Annotated in this window: 21 protein-coding genes; 4 read left to right on the forward strand and 17 right to left on the reverse strand. The window is 69.4% G+C overall.

The window, feature by feature from the left end:
* Nucleotides 1-6 precede the first annotated feature (6 nt).
* On the reverse strand, nt 7-2,253 hold the full coding sequence (locus AB7I40_RS10835; RefSeq protein WP_428346216.1) for an MMPL family transporter: 2,247 nt from the start codon (nt 2,251-2,253) through the stop codon (nt 7-9).
* Nucleotides 2,254-2,278: 25 nt separating this feature from the next.
* Complete coding sequence (locus tag AB7I40_RS10840) at nt 2,279-2,851, reverse strand: TetR/AcrR family transcriptional regulator (RefSeq protein WP_428346217.1); 573 nt, start codon at nt 2,849-2,851, stop codon at nt 2,279-2,281.
* A 149-nt stretch (nt 2,852-3,000) separates the two neighbouring features.
* Here AB7I40_RS10840 and AB7I40_RS10845 point away from each other — a divergent pair, with 149 nt between their 5' ends.
* A complete protein-coding gene (locus AB7I40_RS10845) occupies nt 3,001-3,621 on the forward strand; it encodes a LysE family translocator (protein WP_428346218.1) in 621 nt (206 codons plus the stop codon).
* Nucleotides 3,622-3,710: 89 nt separating this feature from the next.
* Here AB7I40_RS10845 and AB7I40_RS10850 read toward each other — a convergent pair whose 3' ends face one another.
* The 7 genes from AB7I40_RS10850 to AB7I40_RS10880 all read right to left on the reverse strand — a co-directional run bounded on the left by AB7I40_RS10850 (nt 3,711) and on the right by AB7I40_RS10880 (nt 13,859).
* Complete coding sequence (locus AB7I40_RS10850) at nt 3,711-5,522, reverse strand: amino acid permease (protein ID WP_428346219.1); 1,812 nt, start codon at nt 5,520-5,522, stop codon at nt 3,711-3,713.
* 85 nt (nt 5,523-5,607) lie between these two features.
* Nucleotides 5,608-7,605 (reverse strand): hydantoinase B/oxoprolinase family protein, encoded by a 1,998-nt coding sequence (locus AB7I40_RS10855; RefSeq protein WP_428346220.1) that lies wholly within the window; start codon nt 7,603-7,605, stop codon nt 5,608-5,610.
* Nucleotides 7,605-9,704, reverse strand: coding sequence for a hydantoinase/oxoprolinase family protein (locus AB7I40_RS10860; RefSeq protein ID WP_428346221.1), 2,100 nt, complete (start codon nt 9,702-9,704; stop codon nt 7,605-7,607). The genes AB7I40_RS10855 and AB7I40_RS10860 overlap by 1 nt, the downstream gene beginning before the upstream one ends.
* 91 nt (nt 9,705-9,795) lie before the next feature.
* On the reverse strand, nt 9,796-10,725 hold the full coding sequence (locus AB7I40_RS10865; RefSeq protein WP_428346222.1) for an ATP-binding cassette domain-containing protein: 930 nt from the start codon (nt 10,723-10,725) through the stop codon (nt 9,796-9,798).
* The gene (locus AB7I40_RS10870) at nt 10,722-11,801 is read right to left on the reverse strand and encodes an ABC transporter permease (RefSeq protein ID WP_428346223.1); all 1,080 of its coding nucleotides are present in this window, start codon (nt 11,799-11,801) and stop codon (nt 10,722-10,724) included. Before AB7I40_RS10870 ends, AB7I40_RS10865 begins: the two co-directional genes overlap by 4 nt.
* A gap of 83 nt (nt 11,802-11,884) precedes the next feature.
* Entirely contained in the window at nt 11,885-12,871 is a 987-nt protein-coding gene (locus tag AB7I40_RS10875; protein ID WP_428346224.1) for a substrate-binding domain-containing protein, read from the reverse strand.
* A 106-nt stretch (nt 12,872-12,977) separates the two neighbouring features.
* On the reverse strand, nt 12,978-13,859 hold the full coding sequence (locus AB7I40_RS10880; RefSeq protein ID WP_428346225.1) for a TIM barrel protein: 882 nt from the start codon (nt 13,857-13,859) through the stop codon (nt 12,978-12,980).
* A 279-nt stretch (nt 13,860-14,138) separates the two neighbouring features.
* Here AB7I40_RS10880 and AB7I40_RS10885 point away from each other — a divergent pair, with 279 nt between their 5' ends.
* Together AB7I40_RS10885 and AB7I40_RS10890 are read left to right on the forward strand one after the other, a co-directional pair.
* Entirely contained in the window at nt 14,139-15,164 is a 1,026-nt protein-coding gene (locus tag AB7I40_RS10885) for a Gfo/Idh/MocA family oxidoreductase (RefSeq protein WP_428346226.1), read from the forward strand.
* Nucleotides 15,161-15,940 carry a TIM barrel protein gene (locus AB7I40_RS10890; RefSeq protein ID WP_428346227.1) on the forward strand — a complete coding sequence of 260 codons (780 nt, stop codon included), beginning with the start codon at nt 15,161-15,163 and terminating at the stop codon, nt 15,938-15,940. The genes AB7I40_RS10885 and AB7I40_RS10890 overlap by 4 nt, the downstream gene beginning before the upstream one ends.
* 6 nt (nt 15,941-15,946) lie before the next feature.
* On the opposite strand, the gene AB7I40_RS10895 is transcribed toward AB7I40_RS10890, so the two are convergent.
* Complete coding sequence (locus AB7I40_RS10895; protein ID WP_428346228.1) at nt 15,947-16,726, reverse strand: PIG-L deacetylase family protein; 780 nt, start codon at nt 16,724-16,726, stop codon at nt 15,947-15,949.
* Between AB7I40_RS10895 and AB7I40_RS10900 the strand changes: the two genes are divergently transcribed.
* Nucleotides 16,725-17,558, forward strand: coding sequence for a sulfite exporter TauE/SafE family protein (locus AB7I40_RS10900; protein WP_428346229.1), 834 nt, complete (start codon nt 16,725-16,727; stop codon nt 17,556-17,558). The genes AB7I40_RS10895 and AB7I40_RS10900 overlap by 2 nt on opposite strands.
* Nucleotides 17,559-17,660: 102 nt before the next feature.
* On the opposite strand, the gene AB7I40_RS10905 is transcribed toward AB7I40_RS10900, so the two are convergent.
* The 7 genes from AB7I40_RS10905 to AB7I40_RS10935 form a co-directional block, all read right to left on the reverse strand.
* Entirely contained in the window at nt 17,661-19,163 is a 1,503-nt protein-coding gene (locus tag AB7I40_RS10905; protein ID WP_428346230.1) for a CoA-acylating methylmalonate-semialdehyde dehydrogenase, read from the reverse strand.
* A gap of 79 nt (nt 19,164-19,242) precedes the next feature.
* The gene (locus AB7I40_RS10910; protein WP_428346231.1) at nt 19,243-20,238 is read right to left on the reverse strand and encodes a Gfo/Idh/MocA family protein; all 996 of its coding nucleotides are present in this window, start codon (nt 20,236-20,238) and stop codon (nt 19,243-19,245) included.
* Nucleotides 20,235-22,181: a 3D-(3,5/4)-trihydroxycyclohexane-1,2-dione acylhydrolase (decyclizing) gene (gene iolD / locus AB7I40_RS10915; protein ID WP_428346232.1), complete on the reverse strand. Its 1,947-nt coding sequence runs from the start codon at nt 22,179-22,181 to the stop codon at nt 20,235-20,237. Before iolD ends, AB7I40_RS10910 begins: the two co-directional genes overlap by 4 nt.
* On the reverse strand, nt 22,181-23,116 hold the full coding sequence (iolB, locus tag AB7I40_RS10920; RefSeq protein WP_428346233.1) for a 5-deoxy-glucuronate isomerase: 936 nt from the start codon (nt 23,114-23,116) through the stop codon (nt 22,181-22,183). The genes iolD and iolB overlap by 1 nt, the downstream gene beginning before the upstream one ends.
* Nucleotides 23,113-24,003, reverse strand: coding sequence for a Cgl0159 family (beta/alpha)8-fold protein (locus AB7I40_RS10925; RefSeq protein ID WP_428346234.1), 891 nt, complete (start codon nt 24,001-24,003; stop codon nt 23,113-23,115). The genes iolB and AB7I40_RS10925 overlap by 4 nt, the downstream gene beginning before the upstream one ends.
* The gene (gene iolC, locus AB7I40_RS10930) at nt 24,000-24,959 is read right to left on the reverse strand and encodes a 5-dehydro-2-deoxygluconokinase (protein ID WP_428346235.1); all 960 of its coding nucleotides are present in this window, start codon (nt 24,957-24,959) and stop codon (nt 24,000-24,002) included. The genes AB7I40_RS10925 and iolC overlap by 4 nt, the downstream gene beginning before the upstream one ends.
* Nucleotides 24,956-25,960 (reverse strand): Gfo/Idh/MocA family protein, encoded by a 1,005-nt coding sequence (locus AB7I40_RS10935; protein ID WP_428346236.1) that lies wholly within the window; start codon nt 25,958-25,960, stop codon nt 24,956-24,958. The genes iolC and AB7I40_RS10935 overlap by 4 nt, the downstream gene beginning before the upstream one ends.
* Between the last annotated feature and the right edge of the window lie 77 nt (nt 25,961-26,037).

A 26,037-nucleotide genomic window follows, 5' to 3' on the forward strand; every position in this document is an offset into this window, starting at 1 on the left:
AGCAGGTCAGCTGGACAGCGGCTCCAGCTCGGGTTCAGCCTGTGGGGACTCGCCGGTGTGGCGGGCCAGGGACTCGCCCTCGATGTCGAGGTTCGGCAGGAGCTTGTCGAGCCAGCCCGGGAGCCACCACATGCGCTCACCCAGCAACGCCATGAACGCTGGCACCAGGGTCATCCGGACCAGGAACGCATCAGCCAGGATGCCGGTGGCGAGACCGAACCCGATCGACTTCACGATCGCGTCGTCGCCGAGTGCGAACCCGCCGAACACCCCGATCATGATGATGGCCGCCGCGGTCACGACCCGGGCGCTGTACTGGAACCCGTGGACCACCGCCTCGGCCGCCGGCCGTCCGTGCACCCACTCCTCGCGCATCCGCGACACCAGGAAGACCTCGTAGTCCATGGCCAACCCGAACAGGATCCCGGTCAGCAGCAGCGGCAGCAGGCTGAGCACCGGCCCGGTCTGACTCACCCCGATGAGTCCGGCCAGCCAGCCCCACTGGAACACCGCCACGGTCGCGCCGAGCGAGACCAGGACGGAGACCAAGAAGCCCAGGACGGCCTTCAGGGGCACCAGGATGGAGCGGAACACCAGCATCAGCAGGAGGAACGCCAGCCCGACGACCACGAGCAGGTAGCGGGGGAAGGCGTCGGAGAGGGCCTCGGACACATCAACACCGACGGCGGTCTGTCCGGTGACCAACACGGTCGCACCGGTGGCAGCCTCGACCGAGGTCATCTCGGTGCGGATCGTGTCCACCAGCGCCTGGGTGGAGGCCTCGGACGGGCCCCCGGTCGGGATGACGGTGATGGTCGCGTACTGCGCTGTCTCCAGCTGCTTGGCGAACGCCTCGCGGGCCGCGTCGTCGGCGTCGGCCGGTACGGCAGGCACGACGGTGGCGATATCGGTCTTGACCGCGGTCACGGCATCGGTCACGGCTGCGACGGCGGCCTCGGGGTCCTCGACACCCTGTGTGTCGACCACCACGACGAGCGGGCCGTTGGTGCCTGCTCCGAAGTTCGCAGCGATCAGGTCGTAAGCCTCACGGGGACCACTGCCGACCGCCGCGGTCCCGTCGTCGGGCAGGGCCAGGTTCATCGAGGTCACGGGAAGCGCGACCAGGACGGCCACGAACAACCCGCCGACGAAGGTCCGGGCCTTGTGATGGGTGACGAAGTCGGCCCAGCGCCGACCGAAGGTGCGCTTGCCGGACTGGTCCTCGGGGTCGCGGGCCTTGAGGAAGGGCAGCTTGCCCGACACGATCCGGCGCTTGGCGAAACCGAAGAGCGCCGGCAGCAGGGTGAGGGCGATCAGCACGGCGAGGAACACGGTGACCGCGGCAGCGATGCCCATCTGGGTCAGGAAGTTGATGCGGACCACGGACAGTCCGACCAGGGCGATCATGACGGTCAGGCCGGCGAACACGACGGCCGAGCCCGCCGTACCGACGGCTCGTCCGGCAGCCTCCTCCGGTTCGCGGCCGAGGCCGACCTCATGGCGGTAGCGCGAGACGATGAACAGCGCGTAGTCGATGCCGACGGCCAGCCCCAGCATGCTGGCGAGCACCGGAGCGGTGGACCCGAGGTCGATGAAACCGGTTGCGGTGGTGATGCTGGAGACCCCGATACCGACGCCGATGAGCGCGGTGAGCAGCGGCATGCCGGCGGCGAGCAGGGACCCGAAGGTGATGACGAGGACGACGATGGCGACCAGGATCCCCAGCAACTCGGAGCTGCCCGTCTCGGGGATCTCCTGCAGCACGTCACCGCCGATCTCCACCCGCAGACCGGCGTCACGGGCTGCCTCCGGTGCAGCTTCGAGCACGTCCTTGTCTGCCTGGTCGAGCTCGATCGACTGCTTGGTGTAGGTGACCGTCGCGATGCCGGTGCGCCCGTCCTCCGAGATCGAACCCGAGTCGAAGGGGCTGATCACCGTCGCGACGTGGGCCGAGTCGATGTCGGCCAGCGTCTGGTTGACCAGCGGCTTCTCGTCGGCCAGCGTCGACCCGGCGGGTGCCTGGAAGACGATCCGGGCGGTGGCACCGTCCGGCGAGGCCTCGGGCGTGCGCTCCTTGATCAGGTCGAAGGCCTTGATCGACTCGACCCCGGGCAGGGTGAACTGGTCGGAGGTCTTGCCCGACAGGGTGTTGGCGCCGACGCCGGCCAGCACCAGCAGCACCAACCAGAAGGCGGTGACCACGAAGCGGTGTCGGAACGACCAGCGGCCGAGACGGTAGAGGTACCAAGCCATGGGGTGATCTCCTGATGAGGGTGGGTCAGCGGGGAACGACGCCGAGCGCGGGGAGCAGCACCGCGTCGAGGTAGTCGATGAGGTAGTCGTCGTCGACGGGTCGGTCGTCGATGAGCAGGCGCAACACGAACGGGGCGATCAGGACGAGATCGATGTGTCGTAGGGCGGGGTTGGCTGTGGCGACCTCGCCGCGGTCGACGGCACGCTCGACGACGGCGGCGAGCCTTCCGTGCAGGGTGCTGATGATCTGGTCGCGCAGGGCAGTGCGCAGCGTTGCGTCGGTCTTCACCGCGTGCAGGATCGAGCCGACCAGATCGGCCTCCTGCTCGAGAGCCTGATGGCGCCCCGCGAGCATGCCGATCAGGTCACCTCGGAGGCTCCCGGTGTCGGGTGGGTCGTCAGGTGTGGCGGTGACGCAGTTGAGAGCTGTTGCGACCAACCCTGCCTTGCTGCCCCACTGCCGGTAGAGCGTGGCCTTGCTGCTGTGGGTGGCCTCGGCGATCTGGTCCATCGTGATCTTGTCGAAGCCGTCGCGCGCAACCAGTCGGAGCGTGCCGAGATAGAGCTCGTCGAGCCGCTCGGTGCTGAGTCGCGTCATCCCTCTCCCTGTCCAATCGAAACCACATCGTTTCGAAACGATTCGGTTTCGATGCTAGGGCATGAACCCCAGACCGCCAATCCCGGGTATCTGGTGACGGTTCACGCCCCTCCTCCCCGACAACCGGTCCACTCACAGAATCGCCCGCCATGTCCACCACGACCCTGGCCCTCTTTGTCGGGGTCACGCTGACCATGCTGCTCGTCCCGGGGCCGACCGCGCTCTACGCGTTCACCCGGACCCTCGAGCAGGGACGTCAGGTCGGGATGTTCGCGGTGGCCGGCCTCGAGACCGGGCTGCTGGTCCACGTCGCCGCGGCCAGTCTCGGGGTCTCGGGACTGGCCGCCTCCTCCCCCGAGGCCCTGATCACCCTGCGCTACGCCGGCGCCGGCTACCTGGCCCTGCTCGGGATGCGCGAACTGGCGCGGCGTACGCCGTCACAGCCGGTTCCCACCGCGAGCCGGACCGCGCGCGGCCGGGCCCGGGTCTTCCGAGACGGCTTGGTCATCGACGTGCTCAACCCCAAGACGCTGCTGTTCTTCCTGGCCCTGCTGCCCCAGTTCGTCGCACCCGACCGAGGCCCGGTAGCCGTCCAGTCCCTGCTGCTCGGCATGGTCGTGGTGGTGATGGCGGTGGTCTGTGACACCGGGTACGTCCTGGCTGCCGGAGCCGTACGCCGCCGGCAGCTCACCCCCGGACTGTCCTCGGGGATGCGACGTGCCTCGGGTGCCGCCTTCCTGGGCCTCGCCGTCCTCGCCGGTCTGGGGTGACTCGGCCTCCCGCCAGACCCAGATAGTCCCGAACGTTCGGCACGTCTCACCGGAGTGTCGCGGTGCCGAACGTTCGGGACTATCGAGGGTCAGGACGTCGTGTCCAGCTCGCTGGGGACGACGTGTCGCACCGGGACCGTCAGCTGTTCTCGAGCAGCACTCACGATGTCCTTGCGCAGCCAGGTCGACTCCTCGCGCGCGTGCGTCGAGATGACGACCAGGTCCGGATGGAAGTCGGCAGCGGCCTCGCGCAGTGCCACCAGCGGCCGATAGTCGCCCAGGGCTCCGCTGGCCTCGATGCCGTCGGCCCGCAGAGCCGCGAGCATGGTGTCCAGTCGCTCCTGCGCCACGCGCCGGGTGGCCTCCCACACGAAGGCCGCGCCCTCCACCTCGGCCTGGCCGGTGTCGACCGGGTTGGCCGGCACCGTGAGGTGGATCCGCGCCCCGGTCTCGGCGTGCACCGCCCGGAGCTCGGCGAGCAGCGCCTCCTCGGCCATGGTCTCGTTGGCCACCACCAGCACCTTGCTGATGGACTCGGGCGACTCGAGGCTGACCGCGGACGAGGCACGGCCGACCCGGTTGAGGCCGAAGGCCACCAGGATGATCGCCCACGCCAGCAGGCTCAGCAACAGCTGCGAGCGGGTCTCGTCGGTCAGGCCCATCTGGATCAGGATGGCCAGGATGCCGGCGACCGTCAGGAGGGTCAGGACCGGGAATCCCCACATCCGCACCTTCAACGCTGCCTTCGGGGTGCGACGGCGCAACACGAACTGCGAGATCCCGATCAGCAGGTAGACGAACAGGATGATGGCACCGGAGGAGTTCAGCAGGAACGCGAACACTCGGTCGGGAGAGATGTAGGCCGCGACCACGCACAGGAAGCCGATCACCGACGAGGACAGGATCGCGCGCACCGGCACCCCCTTGGCGTTGACCGTCAGCAGCGAGACGGGAGCCTCGCGCCGGGCGGCAAGCACGAAGAGCATCCGGCTCGCGGTGTAGAGCCCGGAGTTGAGGCAGGAGAGCACGGCGGTGAGCACCACCGCGTTCATCAGGTCGTCGGCACCGGGGATGCCGATGATCTGGAAGGCCGTCACGTACGGCGACGCATCGAGCTGATCGCTGTTCCAGGGGATCATGCAGGCCAGCAGGAACAGGGACCCGACGTAGAAGGTGCCGACTCGGATCACCACGGAGTTGGTCGCCTTGGCGATCGCCTTCTCGGGATCGTGCGACTCGGCCGCGGCGATCGTGGCGATCTCGGCACCGACCATCGAGAAGACGACGATGACCACCGACGAGAAGATCGCCGACAACCCGTTGGGAAGGAAGCCTCCGTGCGCCGTCAGGTTGGACAGGTGCATGCCGTCGCCGCTGATGATGCCGAACACGTAGAGGCTGCCCAGGATCAGGAAGACGATGATGGCCGCGACCTTGATCCCGGCGAACCAGTACTCGAACTCGCCGTAGGAGCTGACCGAGACCAGGTTGGTCGCGGTCATCAGGGACATCAGGCCGAGAGCCATCAGCCACAGCGGCACGTCCGGCACCCAGAACTGGACGACGGTCGCCCCGGCCACCGCCTCGAAGCCGACGACGACGACCCAGAAGTACCAGTACAGCCAGGCGACCGAGAACCCTGCCCAGTCGCCGAGGGCAGCGCGCGCGTAGTCCGAGAACGAACCCGTGCTCGGGTTGGCAGTGGCCATCTCACCGAGCATCCGCATCACCATGATGACGAGCACGCCGGTGATGGCGTAGGTCAGGAAGGCTCCCGGGCCGGTCGTCTGGAGGACGACCCCGGACCCGACGAATAGGCCGGCGCCGATGACGCCGCCGATCGCGATCATCGTCAGGTGGCGTTGTTTGAGGCCCTTGTGAAGCTCAGGAGAAGCTGACATCCGGGTGCTCCCGTCGACGTGGCCGGAACCCCGAGGATCCGGCCTGTCCGGCCAGCATCGTGCACCCGGCACCGGGGTGACAAGGTCACACCCAGTCGAGCTCCGCCGAGGTCGGTCCGCCTGAGAGGCGGGCGTAGCCGGGACCACGGTCGAAGAACGGCGTACTCCTTCTCGGGCGCGAGCCGCGCTCGGCCTCGGTGCGTGCCGCGTCGAAGCCGAGGGTGTCGTCATCGGTGGACCCGGTCAGGACCACGCCGTAGTCGGCCAGGGCGGCGTGCGCCGAGACCTTCTGCCAGAGGACGTCGCGTACGACGAGCGCGGGGTCGCGCGCCAGCGGATCGCCCCATCCACCTCCGCCGGTGGTGCGGATCCGGATCAGCTCACGGGCCCGCACGGGCTCGGCATCGGCAAGTGCGTCGACCTCGCGCTCGGCTGGACCGCCGGGGTCGACGACGACTCGGAACGGCTGACCCGCCTTCCCGCCCTTGACGCCCCAACAGGCGAGGATCGAGCGGTCGGCGATCGACATGAAGTGTGCGTCGGCCAGCATCCTGAGGTCCTTCTCGTAGCCCAGCCCGCCACGGAACTGACCGGCGCCACCGGAGTCCATGGCCAAGCGCAGCGCCTCCACCCGGAAGGGGAAGCGCGCCTCGGTGAACTCGGTCGGCAGGTTGCGGGAGTCGGGCACCACATGGATGGTGTCCTCGCCGTCGGCGTAGTAGCGACCGCCCGACCCGCCACCCAGCACCTCGCGCATCAGGTAGGGGTTGCCGGCCAGGTCGTCGCCGTACACCCCCGTGTAGCGGATCGTCTCCTGGTCCGCGGGCATCCGCCCCTCGACGGCCTTGGCCACCACCCCGGCGAGGACGCCGAGCAGTCGCAGGATCACGAAGGTGCGCGCGTTGGTCGGCGCCGGGAACACCGGGGTGAGCAACGTGCCCGGAGCTGGGAATCGCATCTCGATGAGGGGCACGATGCCCTCGTTGACGTCGAGCTCGGCCATCCGCTCCGGGGAGTCGGCCAGGTTGCGCAGGATCGGCGCCAGCCACTTCTTGAGGAAGACACCGTCGGCGTAGTCACCGCAGTGGTTAATGGGTCCTTTCGCCTGCGGCGAGGTGCCGTCGAAGTCGAGGATGATCCGCTCGCCCCCCGGGTCCTTGGCGTCGGTGCGGGTCAAGGTGATCCGCTGGGTGTGCAGTCTCGGCTCGTCGACGCCGTCGTGTTCGGCGTAGTCCTCCCACACCCACTGGCCCACGGGGATCTGGGAGAGGATCTCGCGACGATAGGTGAGCGTGGTGCGCTCGATGATGGCGTCGAAACAGGACTCGACCGTGGCCACGCCGTAGCGGTCGAAGAGCTCGCCCAGTCGGCGCGCACCCATCAGGCATGCCGAGCACTCGGCATCGAGGTCGGCGGCCAGGGACTCGGGCATCCGTGAGTTGCGCGTCATGATCGCGAGTGCCGCACGGTTCGGCACCCCGGCGTCCCAGAGCCTGATGGGCGGGACCATGAGGCCCTCCTCGAAGACGCTGGTCGCGTGCGAGGGCATCGATCCGGGCACCGCACCCCCGATGTCGTCGTGATGGCCGAAGGCCTGGACGAAAGCCACGACCCGGCCCTCGCTGAACACCGGGACCGTGACGCACAGGTCCGGCAGGTGACCGATCCCGCCCTCGGAGCGGTAGACGTCGTTGTGGAAGAAGACGTCACCCGGGTTCATCTCGGCGATGGGGAAGTCGCGAGCGACCGGATGCACCAGTGCCGAGTAGGACCGGCCGGTGAGCTTGCGCAGCAGGCGGTCGTGGATGCCGGCGCGGAAGTCGTGCGCGTCGCGGATCATCGGACTGCGTGAGGTCCGGCCGATCGCGGTCTCGACCTCCATCTCGACGCTGGCCAGCGTCCCCTGGACGATCTCGACGAGCACCGGGTCGGCCCCGGCACCAGCGTCCGCGGTGAGGTGGCCGAACGGGAAGTCGGTCGGCGCGCGCCTGCTCCCGGTCCTCGAGCCGCCGTCCTCGGTGGTCGAGCCGCCGTCCTCGGTGGTCGAGCCGCCGTCCTCGGTGGTCGAGCTTGTCGAGACCACTACCCACTCCTCGTCACGATCAGGTTCGCGAACTCATCGACCCGCGCGCTGAACCCTGGATGCAGCGGCACCGTGGACCCGAACTCCTCGATGATCGCGGGCCCCTCGATCCGATGACCGGGCCGGAGGTCGGCCCGCTGCAGTACGGCGGCCTCGACGTACCCCTCGGCGGCCTCGAAGCAGACCGGGCGCCGGGTGGCCTCGCCCGGAGGCTCGGGGGGTCCGACGTCCGCGGCTCGGATCTCGGGGCGGGTGATCGGCCCGATGCCCGACACCCGGACGTTGACCCATTCCACCTGCTGTCGGGGATCGGCCCGGAAGTCGTAGCCGTAGAGCAGGCGGTGCTGCTCGTGGAAGGCCGCTGCCACCCCATCCACCAGAGCGGCGCTGAGCTCCCCGTCCGGAAGCGGGACCCGGACCTCGAAGGCCTGACCGACGTAGCGCAGGTCGGCGCTGCGCTGGAAGCGCTGCTGCGAGGGCAGGAACCCTTCGGCGGCCAAGGCCTCCTGGGCCCGTGCCAGCAGGTCGCCGACGACGGCCGCCAGGTCGACCAGGGACACCTCCGCGTGCGCGACGACATGGGTCTGCACATAGTCATTGCGCACGTCGACGGTCAGCAGGCCGTACGCCGACACGTTGCCGGGGTTGGGCGGCACCAGCACACGCGGCAGGCCCAGCACGTCCATGAGCCGGCAGAGCAACAGCGAGCCGGAACCACCGAATGTCGTCAGCGTGAAGTCGCGCACATCCAGTCCCCGCTTGACCGTCACCTGGCGCAGCGCGTTGGCCTGGTTCCACGCCGAGATCTCCAGGATGCCCGTCGCGCAGGCCGCAGGCGACATGCCCAGCCGTTCGGCGAGCACCGCGATCCCGGCCCGAGCAGCCTTCACGTCGAGCGGGATCTCCCCGCCCAGGAGGTGCGGGGGGATGCGGCCCAGGACCACGTGGGCGTCAGTGACGGTGACCTCCTGACCGCCGCGGCCGTAGCAGAGGGGCCCGGGATCCGCCCCCGCGGAGCGGGGACCCACCTTCAAGGTGCCTTCGGGTGAGAGCCAGGCGATCGAGCCGCCCCCGGCTCCCACGGTCACCACGTCGATCATCGGGATCTTGCTGGGATAGGCCCCCACGCTGCCTTCGGTCGTCAGGGTCGGCTCACCGTCGATCACGACGCTGACGTCGGTGGAGGTGCCTCCCCCGTCGCTGGTGAGCACCCGGTCGAAGCCGGCGACCCGGGCGATCAGCGCCGCCCCGAGGGCACCGGCCGCGGGCCCCGACAGCACGGTGGTGATCGGCTGGTGCACCACCTCGCGCGCGCTCAGCACTCCCCCGTTGGACTTCATCACGTAGAAGGGGATCGGGCGGCCGCCGTACTCCGCCAGGCGCCGGGTGATCGTGCCCACGTAGCGGCTGAGGTTCGGCTTGACCGCGGCGTCGACCAGCGTGGTCATGGCGCGCTCGTACTCCCGGTATTCACGCAGCACGTCACTGGAGATCGAGACCACGGCGTCGGGGTGCTCCTCGAGCAGGATGTCGCGCATCCGCTGCTCGTGCCGGGGGTCGGCGTAGGAGTGCAGGAAGCAGACGCCGAGAGTGTCGATCCCGCGGGCCCGGAACCAGCGTGCGACCGCCCGGGCGCCCACCTCGTCGAAGGGACGGATCTCGGAGCCGGTGAAGTCGAGCCGTCCGCCGACCGCCTTGACCAGATCCCGCGGGACGATCCGCGGCGGCTTCACCCAGAAGTAGGAGTTGCCGTAGCCGTCCGGCACGCTCTGACGGGCGATCTCCAGCATCGCCTCGTAGCCCTCGGTGGTGATGTAGCCGAGCGCGGCGACCTTGCCCTCGAGGAGCTGGTTGGTGGCCACGGTGGTGCCGTGGCTCACGGCGCTGATCGCCTCGCCTTGGGCCTGCCGCTCGAGACGGTCCAGGCCCAGCAGCCCGAGGACCTTGTCGATGCCTGCCATGAATCCGTCGGCGGGGTTGGCAGGAGTGCTGGGGGTCTTGGTGGTGACCACCTCGCCGGAGTCCTCGTCGAAGGCCACGACGTCGGTGAAGGTGCCACCGGTGTCGATGCCGATCCGGATCCTGCGGGCGGGAGCCATGCCCCGATTCAAGCGGTACGCCGCCTGCGCGGGCGAGGGCACAACTTGCCGTGCACCCCCGCCCGCGTTGGCAGGTCCTGCCAGGACGGGGTCAGAGTTTGTTGACCTCGTCCTGCATCTGCTTGGTGACCTCGGAGTCGGGCATCGAACGCTTGAGCTCGTGGGTCAGCGCGTCGAGCTCGCTGCCACCGGCCATCATCTTGACCAGTTCCTCCAGGGGCAGGTCCGCCTTGGCGAAGTCGCCCATGCTCGTGCCGCGGCGCAACAGCATGAACCGGTCACCGACCGGGTAGGCGTGGTGCGGGTTGTGCGTGATGAAGACGACGCCCAGGCCGCGGTCGCGGGCCTTGGCGATGTACTTCAACACCACGCCGGACTGCCGGACTCCCAGGGCCGCAGTCGGCTCGTCGAGGATCAGCACCCGCGCCCCGAAGTACACAGCCCGCGCGATCGCCACACACTGGCGCTCGCCACCGGACAACGTGCCGATGGGCTGCTCGACATCGCGCAGGTCGATCCCCATGGCGGCCAGCTCGGTCTTGGTGATCGCCTTCATCGCCTTGATGTCCAGGCGCTTCAACGGCCCGGCACCCTTGGTCAGCTCGGAGCCGAGGAAGAAGTTGCGCCACACCGGCATCAGCGGGACGACGGCCAGGTCCTGGAACACGGTCGCGATCCCCAGCGCCAGCGCGGCCCGCGGGCTGCCCATGTGGCGCTTGACGCCGTCCACGATGAACTCGCCCGACGTGTGCTCGTGGGCGCCCGCCAGGATCTTGATGAAGGTCGACTTGCCGGCACCGTTGTCGCCCAGCACGCATGTGACCTCGCCGGCCTTCACCGAGGTGGTGACGTCGCGTAGGGCGATGACGCTGCCGTAGCTCTTGCCGATGGCCTCGACCTCGATGATGGGAGTGCCGACCGCGGGCAGGCTGGGAGCCGCCGATGCTGGCGTCCCCGCAAGGGCGGTGGCGCCGACGGAGCCGGCGCTCTCGGCCAGCGCGCCGTTATCGGTCGTGCTCATTTGACTGCCTCCGCTCGGGCCTTGACCCAGTTGTTGACGAGCACCGCGCCCAGCAGCATCACGCCGAGGATGGCGTAGAGCCAGTCGTTGTCCCAGCCCTCGTAGACGATGCCCTGCTGGACCATGCCGTAGATCAACGCGCCTAGTGCCGCACCCACGGCCGATCCGTAGCCGCCGGTGAGCAGGCAGCCGCCGACGACGGCGCAGATGATGAAGATGAACTCCTGCCCCACCCCGGTGGTGGACTGCACCGTCGTGGTCTTGAACAGCGACAGCATGCCGACCAGCCAGCCGGCCACTGCGGTGGTGATGAAGAGCCCCACCTTCGTCTTGAACACCGGGACGCCGACCTGACGGGCGCTGTTCTGCGCGCCTCCGACGGCGAAGATCCAGTTGCCGGCTCGCGTGCGCAGCAGCACCCAGGTGGCGATCGCGGTGACCGCGATCCACCAGAACGTGGCGGCGTAGATGGTGAGCGGCAGGTCGCCACCGAGGTTGATCTTCACGAACGAGCCGAAGACCTGCTGGCCCTGGGTGTATCCGTCCTCGCGCTGGAGTCCGGAAACGGACACCTTGCCGATCAGCAGCTTGGTCACTGCCAGGTTGACCCCTTGTAGCACGAAGAACGACCCCAGGGTGACGATGAAGCTGGGCAGTCCGGTGCGCATCACCAAGATGCCGTTGAGCGCACCGATCACGACCGCGATCACGAGCGAGACGAGGATGGCGACCCACACGTTCGTGCCGTACTCCGACATAAGGATGCCGGTCGTCAGACCCGTGGTGCCGATCATGGCGCCGGCAGACAGGTCGAACTCGCCACCGATCATGAGCAGGGACACCGCCACCGCCATGATGCCGATGGTCGAGGACGTGAAGATCCAGGTACTCGCGCCGCCGGGTTTGACGAACGCGCTGGTCGTCGTGGCGAAGAACACGAAGATCACGAGGGCGGCGACAGCGGCGCCCACTTCTGGGCGGCGCAGGATCGTCGACAGCCGGTGTGATCCGGCCAGGCGTTCGTCGGACGCCGGTGGCGACTTCGACGCCTCGGGTCCCGTGGTTGTGGTGCTCATGATTTCCTCCTGTGTCCAGTGGGCGCCGGCTGAACCGGGTCGAGGGCCCCACGTGCTCGCAGAGCCCCCGACGAGGTGTCAGCTCAGCGGGTGCCGCCCTTGGCGAAGCCCAGGACTGCCTCGGCGTTGTCGGCGGTGATGATGGCCGGGCCGGAGTTCACCGGTTGACCCCCACCGATGTCGTTGCCGTTGATCACCTTCAGGTAGATGCCGGTCACGCCCAGGTAGCCCTGGACGTAGGGCTGCTGGTCGACGGCGAACAACAGCTTGCCGTCGAGCACGTTCTGCGCGACCTCGGCGTTGAGGTCGAAGGTGCCGATCGGGATCTCGCGTCCAGAGGCTTCGACCGCGGCGACCGCCGCACCGGCCATGTCTCCGCCGAGGGTCAGAACGCCGTCGATCTTGTCGTTGGCCTGGAGCTGCGCCTCGATCGTGGCCTGTGAGCCCTGCAGGTCGGTGTTATCGGTCTGCAGGTTCTTCATGGTGCCGTCGAAGGTCGATGCCGCGGCGCGGCAGCGCTCCTCGAGGGCGATGTTCCCGGCCTCCTGGATCACACAGATGGCGTCGGTGACGCCGGCCTCGTTCAACTGTTCGCCCGCGGCCTCACCAGCGACGGTCTCGCTCTGGCCGACGTGGGTAATGGCCCCGAAGGCCTGCCAGTCGTCGATGCCGGAGTTGATGGTGATGACCGGGACCCCGGCCGCCACCGCGGCCTTGATGCTGGCCTCGAGGCCGTCGGGGTTCGCCATCGAGATGACCAGCCCGTCGGTGTCGTCGGCGACGGCACCGTCGATCAGGGTGCTCTGGTCACCCGGGTCCGGGGCGCTCTGGTAATGCAGGTCGACATTGAGGTCGTCGCCAGCCTGCTCGGCACCGGCCTTCACGACGTCCCAGAACGAGTCACCGGGGGCCCCGTGCGTGATCACGTCGATGCGGATGTCGCCCGTCTTGGCGGGCGCCGAGCCCTCACCGTCGCCGCCGCCACCTGAGTCGTCACTGGTGCTGCAAGCGGCCGCGAAGAGCATCGCCCCCGCGGCAAGTCCCGCCACGAGCCCGCGTCGGATAGACATCAATTTCCTCCTTGTGTGCTGTTGCCTGCGCAACAGACGATGATTCCCACGTCATGACGACGCCGGGAAGCGGAACTACAGACGATCATGTCGAGTCGCGGCACGCTCATGCCACGGCCTTTTCCAGAAACGCCAGACAACGACGGACGTCCTTGACCGGGCCCTCACCCTCGGGGGCGGCCTCGAGCATCACATCCTGCTCGAGCACGTACCACCCGGCGTACCCCGCGTCCTCGAGCAATCGGACCAACGAGGTGATGTCGACGTCACCGTCTCCGAGGGGGCGGAAGATGCCGGCACGCACCGCGTCACCGAACGGGAGATCACCGGCGAGGACGGCCTCGGCCATGGTGGCGTCCACGTCCTTGAGGTGCACATGGGTGACCCGGGAGGTGTGCGAGGCCGCCAGCGCCACCGGATCCACTCCGCCGACCATCAGGTGACCGGTGTCGACGCACAGGCCGATCCGTGAGCCCTCGAGGACCCGGTCCACCTCGGGGCCACGCTCGACCATCGTCCCCACGTGGGGATGCAGGGTCGCGACGACACCGCGGCGCTCGGCGTACTCGAGGATCGTGTCCAGGTTCGACAGCAGGGTCTTCCAGCCGCCCTCGTCGATCTCCGGGCGCTGGTTGTAGCCGTCGGCCCCGGTGGCCGCGGCGAGGACGACGACCCCAGCCGAAGCCGCGATGCAGGCGTCCACGAAGGTCTCCACCTCACCCAAGGGGTCGTGGTCGGGATCGTGGAGTACGACGGGCAGGAAACCGCCGACAGCGGTCATGCCGTGTGTGCGCAACTGCGCTGCCTTGGCCGTCGGCTCCTCGGCCAGGAACCCATCGGGGCCGAACTCGGTGGCCGCGAACCCCAGTGCCCGCATCTCACTCAACACCCGCTCGGGATCGAGCTGGAACCCCCAGTCGGGCACCTCGCACACGCCCCACGAGATCGGCGCGGCGGCGATCCGATCGGCGAAGGCCGGCGTCGTCATCGGCTCTCACCCAGGCACTGGAGGCCGGCGACGGCACGGGGAGGGCATGGCATGACTTCACCTGGTTCTCTGGGAGGACGTGGACCGAGGCGTCGAGGTTCGTGACGCAGGACACATCCTTGTGGCACCGCCAGATGTTGTCAAGAGATTGTTCATACATGCTTACATTAAGCAAAGGCAGCTTGCGACCAGACTGTTTCGATCTTGACATGTTCGGACATTCTTACTTAAGGTACGCCGATTGCCTGTGCCTGCCAGCCTCGCTCGAGAAGGAAGCCGATGACCACTCCGCCTGTCCGGATCGGACTCATCGGCGCCGGGCGGATCGGGGCCTCACACGCCACCGTCATCGCCCGCCACGTGCCCGAGGCCGACCTGATCGCCGTGGCCGACCCGCGTCCCGGCGCGGCCGCCGCCATCGCCGAGCCCCTCGGCGCGCTCGGCCGGACGTCGATCGAGGAGGTCCTGACCGACGACGGCATCGACGCTGTCGTCATCGCGGCCTCGACACCGGCCCACTCAGCGCTGGTCGTTGCGGCGGCCGCGGCCGGCAAGCACGTGTTCTGCGAGAAGCCGGGCGGCACGTCGCTGGCCGAGATCTCGGCTGCCCAAGCCGCGGCCGCCACCGCGGGCGTGAACCTCCAGGTCGGCTTCAACCGCCGGTTCGCCACCGACTTCCAGGCCGCGCACGAGGCGGTCCGCGCCGGCCGCATCGGCTCGGTGCAACTCCTGCGCTCACTGACCCGCGACCCGGGTACCGGTCCCGCTGACCCCGCCGCAGTCCCCGCATGGACGATCTTCACCCAGACCCTCATCCACGACTTCGACGCCCTCAACTGGCTCAACCCCGGCGCCCGCGCCGTGGACGTGCTCGCCACGGCCGACGCCCTGGTGAGGCCGGACTTCAAGGATGCGGGCCTGCTCGACACGGCCGTCGTGGTCATCCGCTACGACAACGGTGCCATCGCCGTGGCCGAGGCCAGCTTCGCCGCCGCCTACGGCTACGACGTCCGCGGCGAGGTCTTCGGGTCCGCCGGCATGGTCACCGCCGGAGACGGATCGATCTCCTCGATGCGGCTCTACGACGCATCCGGACGCTCGGCCGCCACCTCCCGCCACGACACCGAGCTGATGCTCGATGCCTATGCCGGTGAGTTCACCGAGTTCGCCAGGTCCATCCAGGAAGGACGGGCGCCCAGCGTCGGCGGCGCCGAGGCATGGGCCGCCTTCGCCATCGCGGAAGCCTGCATCGAGTCGATGAAGACCGGCGCCCGGACCCCAGTCGCCCCGGGAGAGACCGCATGAGCTTCACCCTCGCCGTCTGTGCGGAGATGGTCCACACCGACCTCCCGATCCTGGAACGCGTCACCCGCCTGCACCACGCCGGCTTCGCGGTGGAGATCTGGGACTGGTCGAGCAAGGACGCCGCCCAACTCGTCGCGACCGGGGCGCAGTTCACCTCGATGACCGGCTACCTGAGCGGCGACCTGACCACCCCGGACGGCTCAGCCGACCTGCTCCGCACCGCCGAGGAGTCGATCCCGTTCGCCCAGGCGATCGGGTGTCCCTCGCTCAACCTGCACGGGACCGGCCTCGGCGAAGGCGGGCTCCCCGACCGTCCGCTCGAGGTCGTCACCGGTGACATGTGGCTGGCGGCCGAACGGACCCTGACCTCGATCGCCAGGCTCGGCGAACGACACGGCGTGACGTTCGTCCTGGAGAACCTCAACACCGAGGTCGACCACCCGGGCACGCCGTTCGCGAGGGCTGCCGACACCCTGGCCCTCGTGAGAGCCGTCGGCAGCCCCCACCTGAAGATGAACCTCGACCTCTACCACGCCCAGATCGGCGAAGGGAACCTGGTGGAGCTCATCCGGCGCTCGGCGCCGTACCTCGGCGAGGTCCAGGTCGCCGACGTCCCCGGGCGGTGCGAGCCCGGCAGCGGCGAGGTGAACTGGCCCTTCGTGGCCCGCGCCCTGGCCGAGACCGGCTACGACGGTGTGGTCGCGATGGAGGCCTTCGCAAGCGCCGGCACCGACGCGGCGCTCGACCGGTTCCGTGCCGCGTTCACACTCACCTGACCGATCTCACTCCGATTCCTGGGCGGCCCTCATCGCCTCGAGCGCGATCGGCGGTGGGGCCTGGAAGTCGAACGCACGGAAGAGCACCGCATGGGGCACCCCGAGCGCCCGGCCCTGGAGCGCGGTGATCCCCGTGATCATCATCCTGGCCGGCGGATGCCCAGGGATCGCGGCCAGGTACTCCGCATGCGCCTCGAGCGACCTGATCCCCGCCTCCAGGGCCGGACCGGTCACCTCGACCCCGTGCGTGGGGCGGGCGTCCCCGGCGATCAGCAACCAGCGCGTCGACCACGGCGCGAGCCCCTCGTCGATCAGCTCAGGGAACACCCAGCGGTTGCCCGCGTCGCGCAGGGCATCCAGAGCAGCCAGGCCGGCCACCCGGTGATCAGCCTGGTTCAGGCCGGCCACGAACTCCACGTCCCACGAACCGACGAGCACCGCCTCAGGGCGGAACCGGCGGATCGCCCGCGCGATGTCACGGCGCATGTCGAGGGAGTACTCCAGCACCCCGTCGGGATACTGCAGGAACTCGACGCTCGACACCCCGACCTCGTGCGATCCGGCCACCTGCTCGCGGACCCTCAGCTCCGCGGTGGCCTCCGGCGACATCGTGTCGATGCCTGCCTCCCCGCGGGTGAGCAGCAGGTACTCCACCTCCACCCCGGCCGCGGTCCAGGCCGCCACCGCCGACGAGGCGCCGTACTCGACGTCGTCGGGATGGGCGACCACACACAGCACCCGGGCAAAGGCATCGTCGGGGAACGTCGGGATCGCACTCGGCTCCATGGACGGCATGCTAGACCCGTCCGAGGGGTCAGTAGGGTCAGCCAGCGCCACCTTCTGGGGTCGCCGTGATGCGCGAGGAGACGGACCACTGATCGAGCACGCGCCGTACGTCTGGCTGGTCCTGTGCCTCGCCGCGCTCGTCGTCGGATTCGCCAAGACCGCCATCGGCGGCCTGGGGACGGTCGCCGTCGCCCTGTACGCCGGCGTCCTGCCGGCCCGGGAGTCCACGGCGGCGCTGTTGCTGTTGCTCCTGGTCGGCGACGTCGTGGCGGTCTCGAAATACCGCCACGACTGCGACTGGACCCTGCTGCGGCACCTCATCCCGGGCGTGGTCCCAGGCATCGTCGCGGGAACCCTGGTGCTGGGCGCCGTCGACGACGCCACCCTGCGCCGCGGCATCGGCGTGGTGATTCTGCTGCTGGTCGGGCTCCAGTTGGCGCTGAGGAAGCCGGTGGTGGGTGAGGCGGGCAGCGGATGGCCCTGGCCGGCGCGGCTGGGTTCCGGGGTCGCGGCCGGCTTCACGACCATGGTGGCCAACGCCGGAGGCCCGGTGATGACGCTGTACCTGGTCGGGCAGGGCGTCGACAAGCGCCGCTTCCTGGGGACGGCCGCCTGGTTCTTCTTCGGGGTCAATCTGTGCAAGGTGCCGTTCAGCATCGGCCTGGGACTCGTCAACCGGGACATGCTGGTGCGGACCGCCGTGCTCGTCCCCCTCGTCCTGGTGGGCGCCTTCATCGGCATCCGCGTCGCACGCCGCCTGCATCAGTCGTGGTTCGACGTGGCAGTCCTGACCGCCTCCGCGATCTCCGCCGTCGCGTTGATCGTGGTGTGAAGGTTTCACCGGTCGACCGGGGAAACTCGCGGTTGTCAGCCAATGCAAAGGCTGACAACCAAGAAGATCCCCGGTCGACCGGGGAAACCGACGGTCGAGCGCTCAGTCGTTCTGGGGGAAGCCGAGGTTGAGCCCGCCGTGGCTCGGGTCGAGCCAGCGAGAGGTGACGACCTTGCCTCGCGTGAAGAAGTGCACACCCTCCATGCCGTGCGCGTGGGTGTCGCCGAACAGGCTGTTCTTCCAGCCGCCGAACGAGTAGTAGGACACCGGCACCGGGACCGGCACGTTGATGCCGACCATGCCGACCTCGACCTCGTTCTGGAACCGACGTGCCGCGCCTCCGTCGTTGGTGAAGATGGCGGTGCCGTTGCCGTACGGGTTGGCGTTGATGAGCTCCAGGCCGTCGTCGTACGACGCGACCCGCACCACCGACAGCACCGGGCCGAAGATCTCGTCGGTGTAGATGGACATGTCCGTGGTGACCTTGTCGAACAGGGTCGGGGCCAGGAAGAACCCGTCGCCGTCAGCATCGACCTGGGCACCCCGGCCATCGACGACCAGGTCTGCGCCGGCGGCCGCACCTGCGTCGACGTAGGAGGCCACCTTGTCGCGATGCACCCCGGTGACCAACGGCCCCATGTCGCAACCGCGGGTGCCGTCGCCGGTGCGCAGTTTGCCCATCCGGTCGGTGATCTTGGCGACCAGCTCGTCGGCGATCGACTCGACCGCGATCAGCGCCGAGATCGCCATGCAGCGCTCACCGGCCGAGCCGAAGCCGGCGTTGATGGCCGCATCGGCAGCGAGGTCCAGGTCGGCGTCGGGCAGCACCAACATGTGGTTCTTCGCGCCGCCGAGGGCTTGGACCCGCTTGCCGTGCGCGGTGCCGGTCTCGTAGACGTAGCGCGCGATCGGCGTCGAGCCGACGAACGAGACCGCCTTGATGTCGGGGTGGACCAGGAGGGCGTCGACCGCCTCCTTGTCACCGTTGACGACGCTGAGTACGCCGTCCGGCAACCCGGCCTCCGTCCAGAGCCTCGCCACCGCGATGGTGGCACTGGGGTCCTTCTCACTGGGCTTGATCACGACAGCGTTGCCGCAGGCGAGCGCCACCGGCACGAACCACAGCGGGACCATGGCCGGGAAGTTGAACGGGGAGATCACGGCAACCACGCCGAGGCTCTGCCGGATGGAGTAGACGTCGATGTTGGTCGAGGCGTTCTCGCTGTAGCCGCCCTTCAGCAGGCTCGGGATGCCGCACGCGAACTCCGCCACCTCCAGGCCGCGCACGACCTCACCCAAGGCATCGTCGAGCACCTTGCCGTGCTCGGCGGTGATCAGGGCCGCGATCTTCTCCTTGTCCCGGTTGAGCAGTTCGCGGAACGTGAAGAGGACCTGGGTGCGCTTGGCCAGGGAGATGTTGCCCCAACTGTCCGCCCAGGCCTGCTTCGCCCCGGTGACGACCTCGCCGACCAGGTCGGCCGAGGCCAGGTCGAGGCGACCGGTGACCTCGCCGGTGGCGGGATTGAAGACCTCGCTGGTGCGCTCGGCCGTGCCCTCCCAGGGCTGGCCGGCGATCAGGTGGGTGATGCGGGACGGACGGGACATGGCGGTCTCCTAGCAGTGGTGGGCGTCGAGGCGAGACGAGCGTCGTCCCGATCGGTTCAGATGAGGGGCGGGGGCGGCGTCATGACAGCACCACCTTGATGGGCGAGCCGGATGCCAGGGACTCGAGCCCGGCTTCGCAGACCACGCTGGCCGCGTAGCCGTCGTACGCGCTCGGACCGACCACGACGCCCCGTCGGGACGCGTCGACCCAGGCTTGGACCTCATCGTCGTAGGCGGTGGCGAACCGAGCCCGGAAGTCATCGGGGATGGCACCGCCCCAGGCGTTGGCCGCCCTCACGAAGACGCCGGAACCCAGGCCGACGGTGACATTGCCCCGCTCGGCGCTCGCCTCACAGCGGACCTCGTAGCCGAGCCCGGACTTGGCGAACACCTCGGTGGTGGCCAGGGCGCCGCTCTCCATGCGGAAGATCGCCACCTGCGGGTCGACGACGCCCTCGCCGGCGTACGACGTCGGGGCCGGCGAGAGGACCGTGATCTCGGTGATCTCCTCACCGAACAGCCAGCGGCAGACATCGACCTCATGCACGAGGGAGTCGCGCACGATCATCTCGGAGGTGAAGCCGGCGGGGACGTCCTTGTTGCGGTGGATGTTGTGCACCAACAGCAGCCGGCCCAGGTCGCCGGAGTCCAGCATCGCCTTCATCGCGGCGTACTCGGGATCGAAGCGGCGCATGAAACCGACCTGGATCAAGGCTCGACCACCGGCGCGCTCGGCCTCGACGACCCGCAGGGACGAGGCGGCGTCCATGGTCAGCGGCTTCTCACACAGGACGAACTTGCCGGCCGCGATGCAGGCCAGCACCTGTTCCTCGTGCACGAAGCCCGGCGAGACGATGAGCACGGCGTCCACCCGCGGGTCGGCGATGAGGTCGAGGGGGTCGGCGAAGACCCGGACGTCGTCGTACTGCGCAGCCAGCTCGGCGGCACGCACCCGGTCCGGGTCGGCCACGGCCACCAACGTCGCGTTCGCGATCCTGTGGGCCACCCGCTGTGCATGGTCCGCGCCCATCCGCCCCACGCCGATCACGCCCACCCGGAGCGCCGCGCCGGTCACGACAGCTCCTCACCAGCGGCGCCGAGGTAGGTCCGTTGGCCCGTTCGGTGCCCGAGATAGCGGTCGTAGGCCTCGCGCGTCGAGGCCAGTTCCGCGACCTGGCTGACCGGGACGTCCCACCACGCCTCGCTGTCCGGGGCGTGGACGAGCGGGTCGGTGTTGACGTGGATCACGATCGGTCCACCGTCGGCAGGGGCTGCCTTGGCGGTGCCGATCGCTGCCTCGAGCTCGGCACGGGAGGCCACCTCGATGACGTGGACCCCGAGGCTGCGGGCGTTCGCGGCCAGGTCGACGGGCAGGACGTCGCCGTCCAGGCGACCCTGGGCACCGCGATAGCGATAACTGGTGCCGAAACGCTGGGAACCGAGCTCCTGCGACAGCGAGCCGATCGAGTGGAAGCCGTGGTTCTGGACCAGGACGACGATCACCTTGATCCGCTCCTGCACAGCGGTGACCAGCTCGGTCGGCATCATCAGGTAGCCGCCGTCGCCGACCAGCGCGAACACGTCGCGGGTCTCGTCGGCGAGCCGGACCCCGAGGGAGGCAGGCACCTCATAGCCCATGCAGGAGAAGCCGTACTCGACGTGGTAGGCCTTGCGATCACGCACTCGCCACAGCTTGTGCAGGTCCCCCGGCATCGAGCCGGCCGCGCACAGCACGACGTCGCGGGGGTCACTGAGCTCGTTGACGCACCCCAGGACGGTGCCCTGGGTGAGCAGGCCGTCGGCGAGGGCGTCGGTGACCGAGGCCGGCGGGTGGTACGCCGCCTCGACCTGGTCGTCCCAGGATCGCCAGAGCTCGCTCTGCTCACTCACGTAGGCCTCGTCCACCCGGTGATCGGCCAAGGCGTCGGCCAGTGCGGTCAGGGCCTCGCGGGCGTCGGCGACCACGGAGTAGCCGGCGTGCTTGCCCGCATCGAAGTTGGCGATGTTGATGTTGACGAACCGCACGCCGTCGTGTTGGAAAGCGGTGCGTGAGGCGGTCGTGAAGTCACTCCACCGCGTGCCGACACCGATCACCACGTCAGCGGTGCGCGCCAGGTGGTTGGCGGCCGTGGTCCCGGTGGAACCGACCGCCCCCATCTCCTGCGGATGCCCGTGCGGCAGCGAGCCCTTGCCGGCCTGGGTCTCGCCGACCGGGATCCCGGTGGCCTCGCACAGGGCCCGGAGCGCAGCCTCCGCGCCGGAGTAGTGCACCCCTCCTCCGGCCACGATCAGGGGGCGTCGTGCGCTTCGGATGATCTCGGCGGCTCCCGCGATGCGGGCTGCCTCCGCCGGAGGTCGGGCGACGTGCCAGGTGCGCTGCGCGAAGAGCTCCGCCGGCCAGTCGTGGGCCTCGGCCTGGACGTCCTGGGGCAACGCCAGCGTGACCGCACCGGTCTCGGCCGGATCGGTGAGCACCCGCATCGCCGCGAGCAGGGCCGAGGGGAGCTGCTCGGCTCGGGTGACCCGGTCGAAGAAGCGCGACAACGGCCGGAAGGCATCGTTCACGGTCAGGTCCCCGCCGTACGGCGCCTCAAGCTCCTGAAGCACCGGAGAGGAACGCCGGGTGGCGAAGGTGCCCGAGGGCAGCAGCAGCACCGGGAGACGGTTGATGGTGGCCAGGGCGGCACCGGTCAGCATGTTGGTCGAACCGGGACCCACGGACGCCGTACACACCCAGGTCTGCAGGCGGTCCTTCTGGCGTGCGTAGGCCACCGACGTGTGCACCATGGCCTGCTCGTTGCGAGCCAGCACGTAGGGCAGGCCGGGGGCGACGCCGGCCTCGATGGCGCGGGTCTCGTGCTGCAGCAGCGCCTGCCCGATGCCGGCCACGTTGCCGTGCCCGAAGATGCCGAAGCAGCCCGCGAACAGCTTCTGTCGTTCGCCGTCGCGTTCGGAGAACTGCACGGCCAGGAACTCCACGACCGCCTGGGCCACGGTCATCCGGATCGTCTCGCTCATCAGTGCGTCCCTCCCAGGGGCAGCCGTACGTCGGTGGGCTGGTCCGCCCACGTGTCTCGGACCCAGCCGTGACTGGGGTCGTCGCAGATCAGCCAGGCCCGGGTGGGCCCTGGGCCGGCCATCACGTTGAGGTAGTAGAGGTCGTAACCGGGCGCAGCCATGGCGGGGCCGTGCCAGCCGTGCGGCACGAGGACGACGTCGCCGGTGCGGACCTCGGCAAAGACGTCGATCGGACGCTCCTCGGTGCCGTAGACGCGCTGGTAGCCGACCGGGTCGGCACCGGGCGGTACGGCGCCACCCGCTGCGGCACCCTCGACCTGGGTCTCGAAGTAGTAGATCTCCTCGAGCTCGGTCTCGACCCCGGGGCGCTCCTCGTCATGCTTGTGCGGCGGGTAGGAGCTCCAGTTCCCGGCCGGGGTGATCACCTCGCAGGCGATGATCGCGTCGGCGTCGAGGACTGCGGGCACCCCGAAGTTGCGGACCTCACGGGAGGCGATGCCGGCGCCGCGCAGCTCGACCGGGATCTCGTCGGTCGTGACGTGCCGGAACGTCCGGGTGCTGGGCAGGCTGGGCACCCGGGCCGCGCACACGGCCACCCGCACCCTGCCCGAGGTGGCGGTGAGGGTGATCCGCGACCCGGCGGGGACGAAGGCCACGTCGCTCGGACCGGCGAAGACCGAGGCACGTCCCGCAAGCTCAGCGACCCCGACGTCCCCATCGGGACCGGTGGCCCGCACGCGCAGCGCTCCGGCGAGGGGCACGACGACGTACTCCCAGGGGCCGGCGTCCACCGACAGCTCCTCGCCGTCGCGGAGTACGGCGATGCGCAGCCCGGTGTGCTGCCAGTCGTGCGGGGTGTCGTCGATGACGGTCTCCCACCCATCGCGCCCAGTGGAGCCGACCGGGAGGACCCACCGGTTGCCTCCCGTGCTCATCGTGCCTGGATCCCGTGGACCAGTTCGGCAGCGATGTCGACGGCAGCGGCCACGTCACCGTTGGGCGGGAAGAGCAGTGCTCGCCCCACGACCAGGCCGCGGACCGGACCGAGCTCCAGCGCCTTGCCCCACGACGCGTAGGTGTCCTGCGGGTCGCCCTGGGGGTCGCCTCCGAGCAGCAGCGTCGGCATGGTGGTCGCCTCCATGACTCGCGCCAGGTCCTCCACGACCGGCAGCTTCAGCCAGGTGTAGGCGCTGCTGGCACCCAGTCCCGAGGCGATGTGGATCGACTTGATGGTGCTCTCGGCATCCAGCAGGTTCTTCACCCGTCCGCCGTCACGCACCGACAGGAACGGCTCGACCATCGCGACCAGCCGGCGGCTGGCCAGCTCGGTCACCGCGTGGGCGGAAGCCTCCAGCGTCGCCACGGTGCCGGGATCGGTGAGGCAGATCCGGGTCAACATCTTCCCGCCGTCCAGGCCCCGGGCGGCGATCTCGGCGGCCGAGTAGCCGGTGAACCGATCGTCGAACTCGAAGGCGGCGCCCTGCAGGCCACCGCGGTTCATCGAACCGAAGACGAGCTTGCCCTCGAGTGCGCCCATCAGGAGCAGGTCGTCGAGGATGTCGGGGGTGCCGAGCACCCCGTCGACACCCGGGCGCGACAGCGCGGTGGCCAGCCGTCCGAGCAGGTCGCCGCGGCTGGCCATGGCCAGCGCGTCGGTGCGGACCCCGAGCGCGCCGCGGGCCGGATGATCAGCAGCGACGATGAGCAGCCGACCGTCCTGGCCCAGCAACGGGCGGTGGGTGCGGGCCGCCCACGCCTCGCCGATGCGGTGCGGCTCGCGAGCGCGGATCTCGGTCAGGTCCACCGTGTGCGTCTCGATCATGACGACCTCTCGGAGTTGCGTCGGGCGAGAGCCTCGAGGACCTCGCCCTCCTCGGGCATGGCGGTGGAGCATTCGAGGCGGCTCGCCACGAGCGCCCCGGCGACGTTCGCGAACTCGAGGATCCTGTGCAGGTCCCAGCCGTTGAGCAGTCCGTGGACCAGGGCGCCGCCGAAGGCATCCCCGGCGCCCAGGCCGTTGACGACCTCCACCCGGAACGGCGGCACCTCGACACGCACGTCAGCGGTCGCGGCGAGCACTCCCTTCGGTCCCTGCTTGACGACGGCGAGGGCGAGGCCGCGGTCAAGCAGTGCACTCGCGGCGCGCTGCGGGTCGGTCTCCCCCACGGCGACCTCGCACTCCTCCTTGTTGCCCACGGCCACGGTGACGTGCTCGAGGGCTGCCGACACTTGGGAGCTTGCTTCGGCCGGGTCGGCCCAGAACATGGGGCGGTAGTCCAGGTCGAGGATGGTGTGCTCGCGCCGACCGCGGGCCTCGAACGCCGCGAAGTGCGCGCTTCGGCTGGGTTCCTGGGAGAGGCCGGTGACGGTGGACCAGAACACCGAGGCTTCCCGGATCGAGTCGAGTGGCAGGTCGGAGACCTCGAGCTGCAGGTCCGGGGCCGTGGGATAGCGGTAGAAGTACAACGGGAAGTCGTCGGGTGGGAAGACCTCGCAGAACGTCACGGGTGTCGGTGGCCCGTCGTGGGAGGTGATGAAGGTCGGGTCGACGCCCAGACGCTGGGCCTCGAGCCGCACGTAGTTGCCGAACGGATCCTTGCCGGTCCGGGTGACCAGGGCCGTCGTCCGGCCGTAGCGGGCGGCGGCCACCGCCACGTTGGTCGCGCTGCCTCCGAGGAACTTCTCGAACGTCTTCACGTCCTCAAGACCGACCCCATGGTCCAGGGGGTAGATGTCGACTCCGGTGCGACCCATCGCGACCAGGTCGTAGGGGTTCACTCCCCGACTCCGATCTCGTCCAGCAGGACTGGGCGGCCCTGCAGCCGGGAGATGTCACAGGCCTCGGCGATCCGGAAGGCCGCCAAGGCGTCCCGCACCGTGCACGGGCTGGGGATCGCGCCCGTGGCGACCTCGCAGAACGCGGTGAGCTCACTGACGTAGGCAGGCTGGAAGCGTTCCATGAACGACCACTTCTGCGGCCCACGCGGGTAGTCGACGTCCGCCTCGGCCGAGAGCACGGCCAGTGAGTCGTCGTACCCCACTCCCAGCGTGCCCTCGGAGCCCATGACGTCCATGCGGACGTCGTGCCCACCACCGCCATAGCGGGTGGCCGTCACGACAGCCAGGGTGTCGTCGTCGAGAGTGAGGACGGCGGCTGCCGTGTCGACGTCCCCTGCCTCGGTGAAGAAGGAGGCTCCCTTGTTGGCGCCGGTCCCGAACACGCTGACGACCTCGCGACCGGTGACGAACCGGATGATGTCGAAGTCGTGCACGCTGCAGTCGCGGAACAACCCGCCACTGGTCGGGAGGTACGCCGCCGGCGGCGGAGCCTGATCGTGGGTGTTGGCCCGGATCGTGTGCACGAAGCCCAGCTCTCCGGACTGGACCGCAGCCCGGGCGCGGCGGTATCCCGCGTCGAAGCGACGCTGGAAGCCGACGTGGACCGCGACACCGCTGGCCTCCACCAGGGCCACGAGCTCGGAGGTCTCCTCGACCGTCGAGGCCAGAGGCTTCTCACAGAAGGTGGGGACGCCTGCTGCCACGGCTTGGCGCAGCAGCGTGGCGTGGCTGTTGGTCGGGGTGGTGATCACGAAGGCGTCCACCTGGGCGAGCAGCTCGTCGACGTCGGCCGCCTCGACGTACCCCTGCTCCGCGGCGAGGCGGGCTGCGGTCCCGGGCATCGCATCGGTGACGACGATCTGGTCCACCGCGGAGAGCTCAGCAAGTGTGGCAGCGTGGAAGGCGCCGATGCGCCCCGCCCCGGCCAGTCCGATGCGCATTCAGGTGGTCCTATCTCTGTCTCGCGTCGAGGACGGACCACGTCGGCCGTCCGGGACAACCTTGCCGGGTTCCTGAG

Source organism: Nocardioides sp., from assembly GCF_050246775.1.
Classification (GTDB): Bacteria; Actinomycetota; Actinomycetes; order Propionibacteriales; family Nocardioidaceae; genus Nocardioides.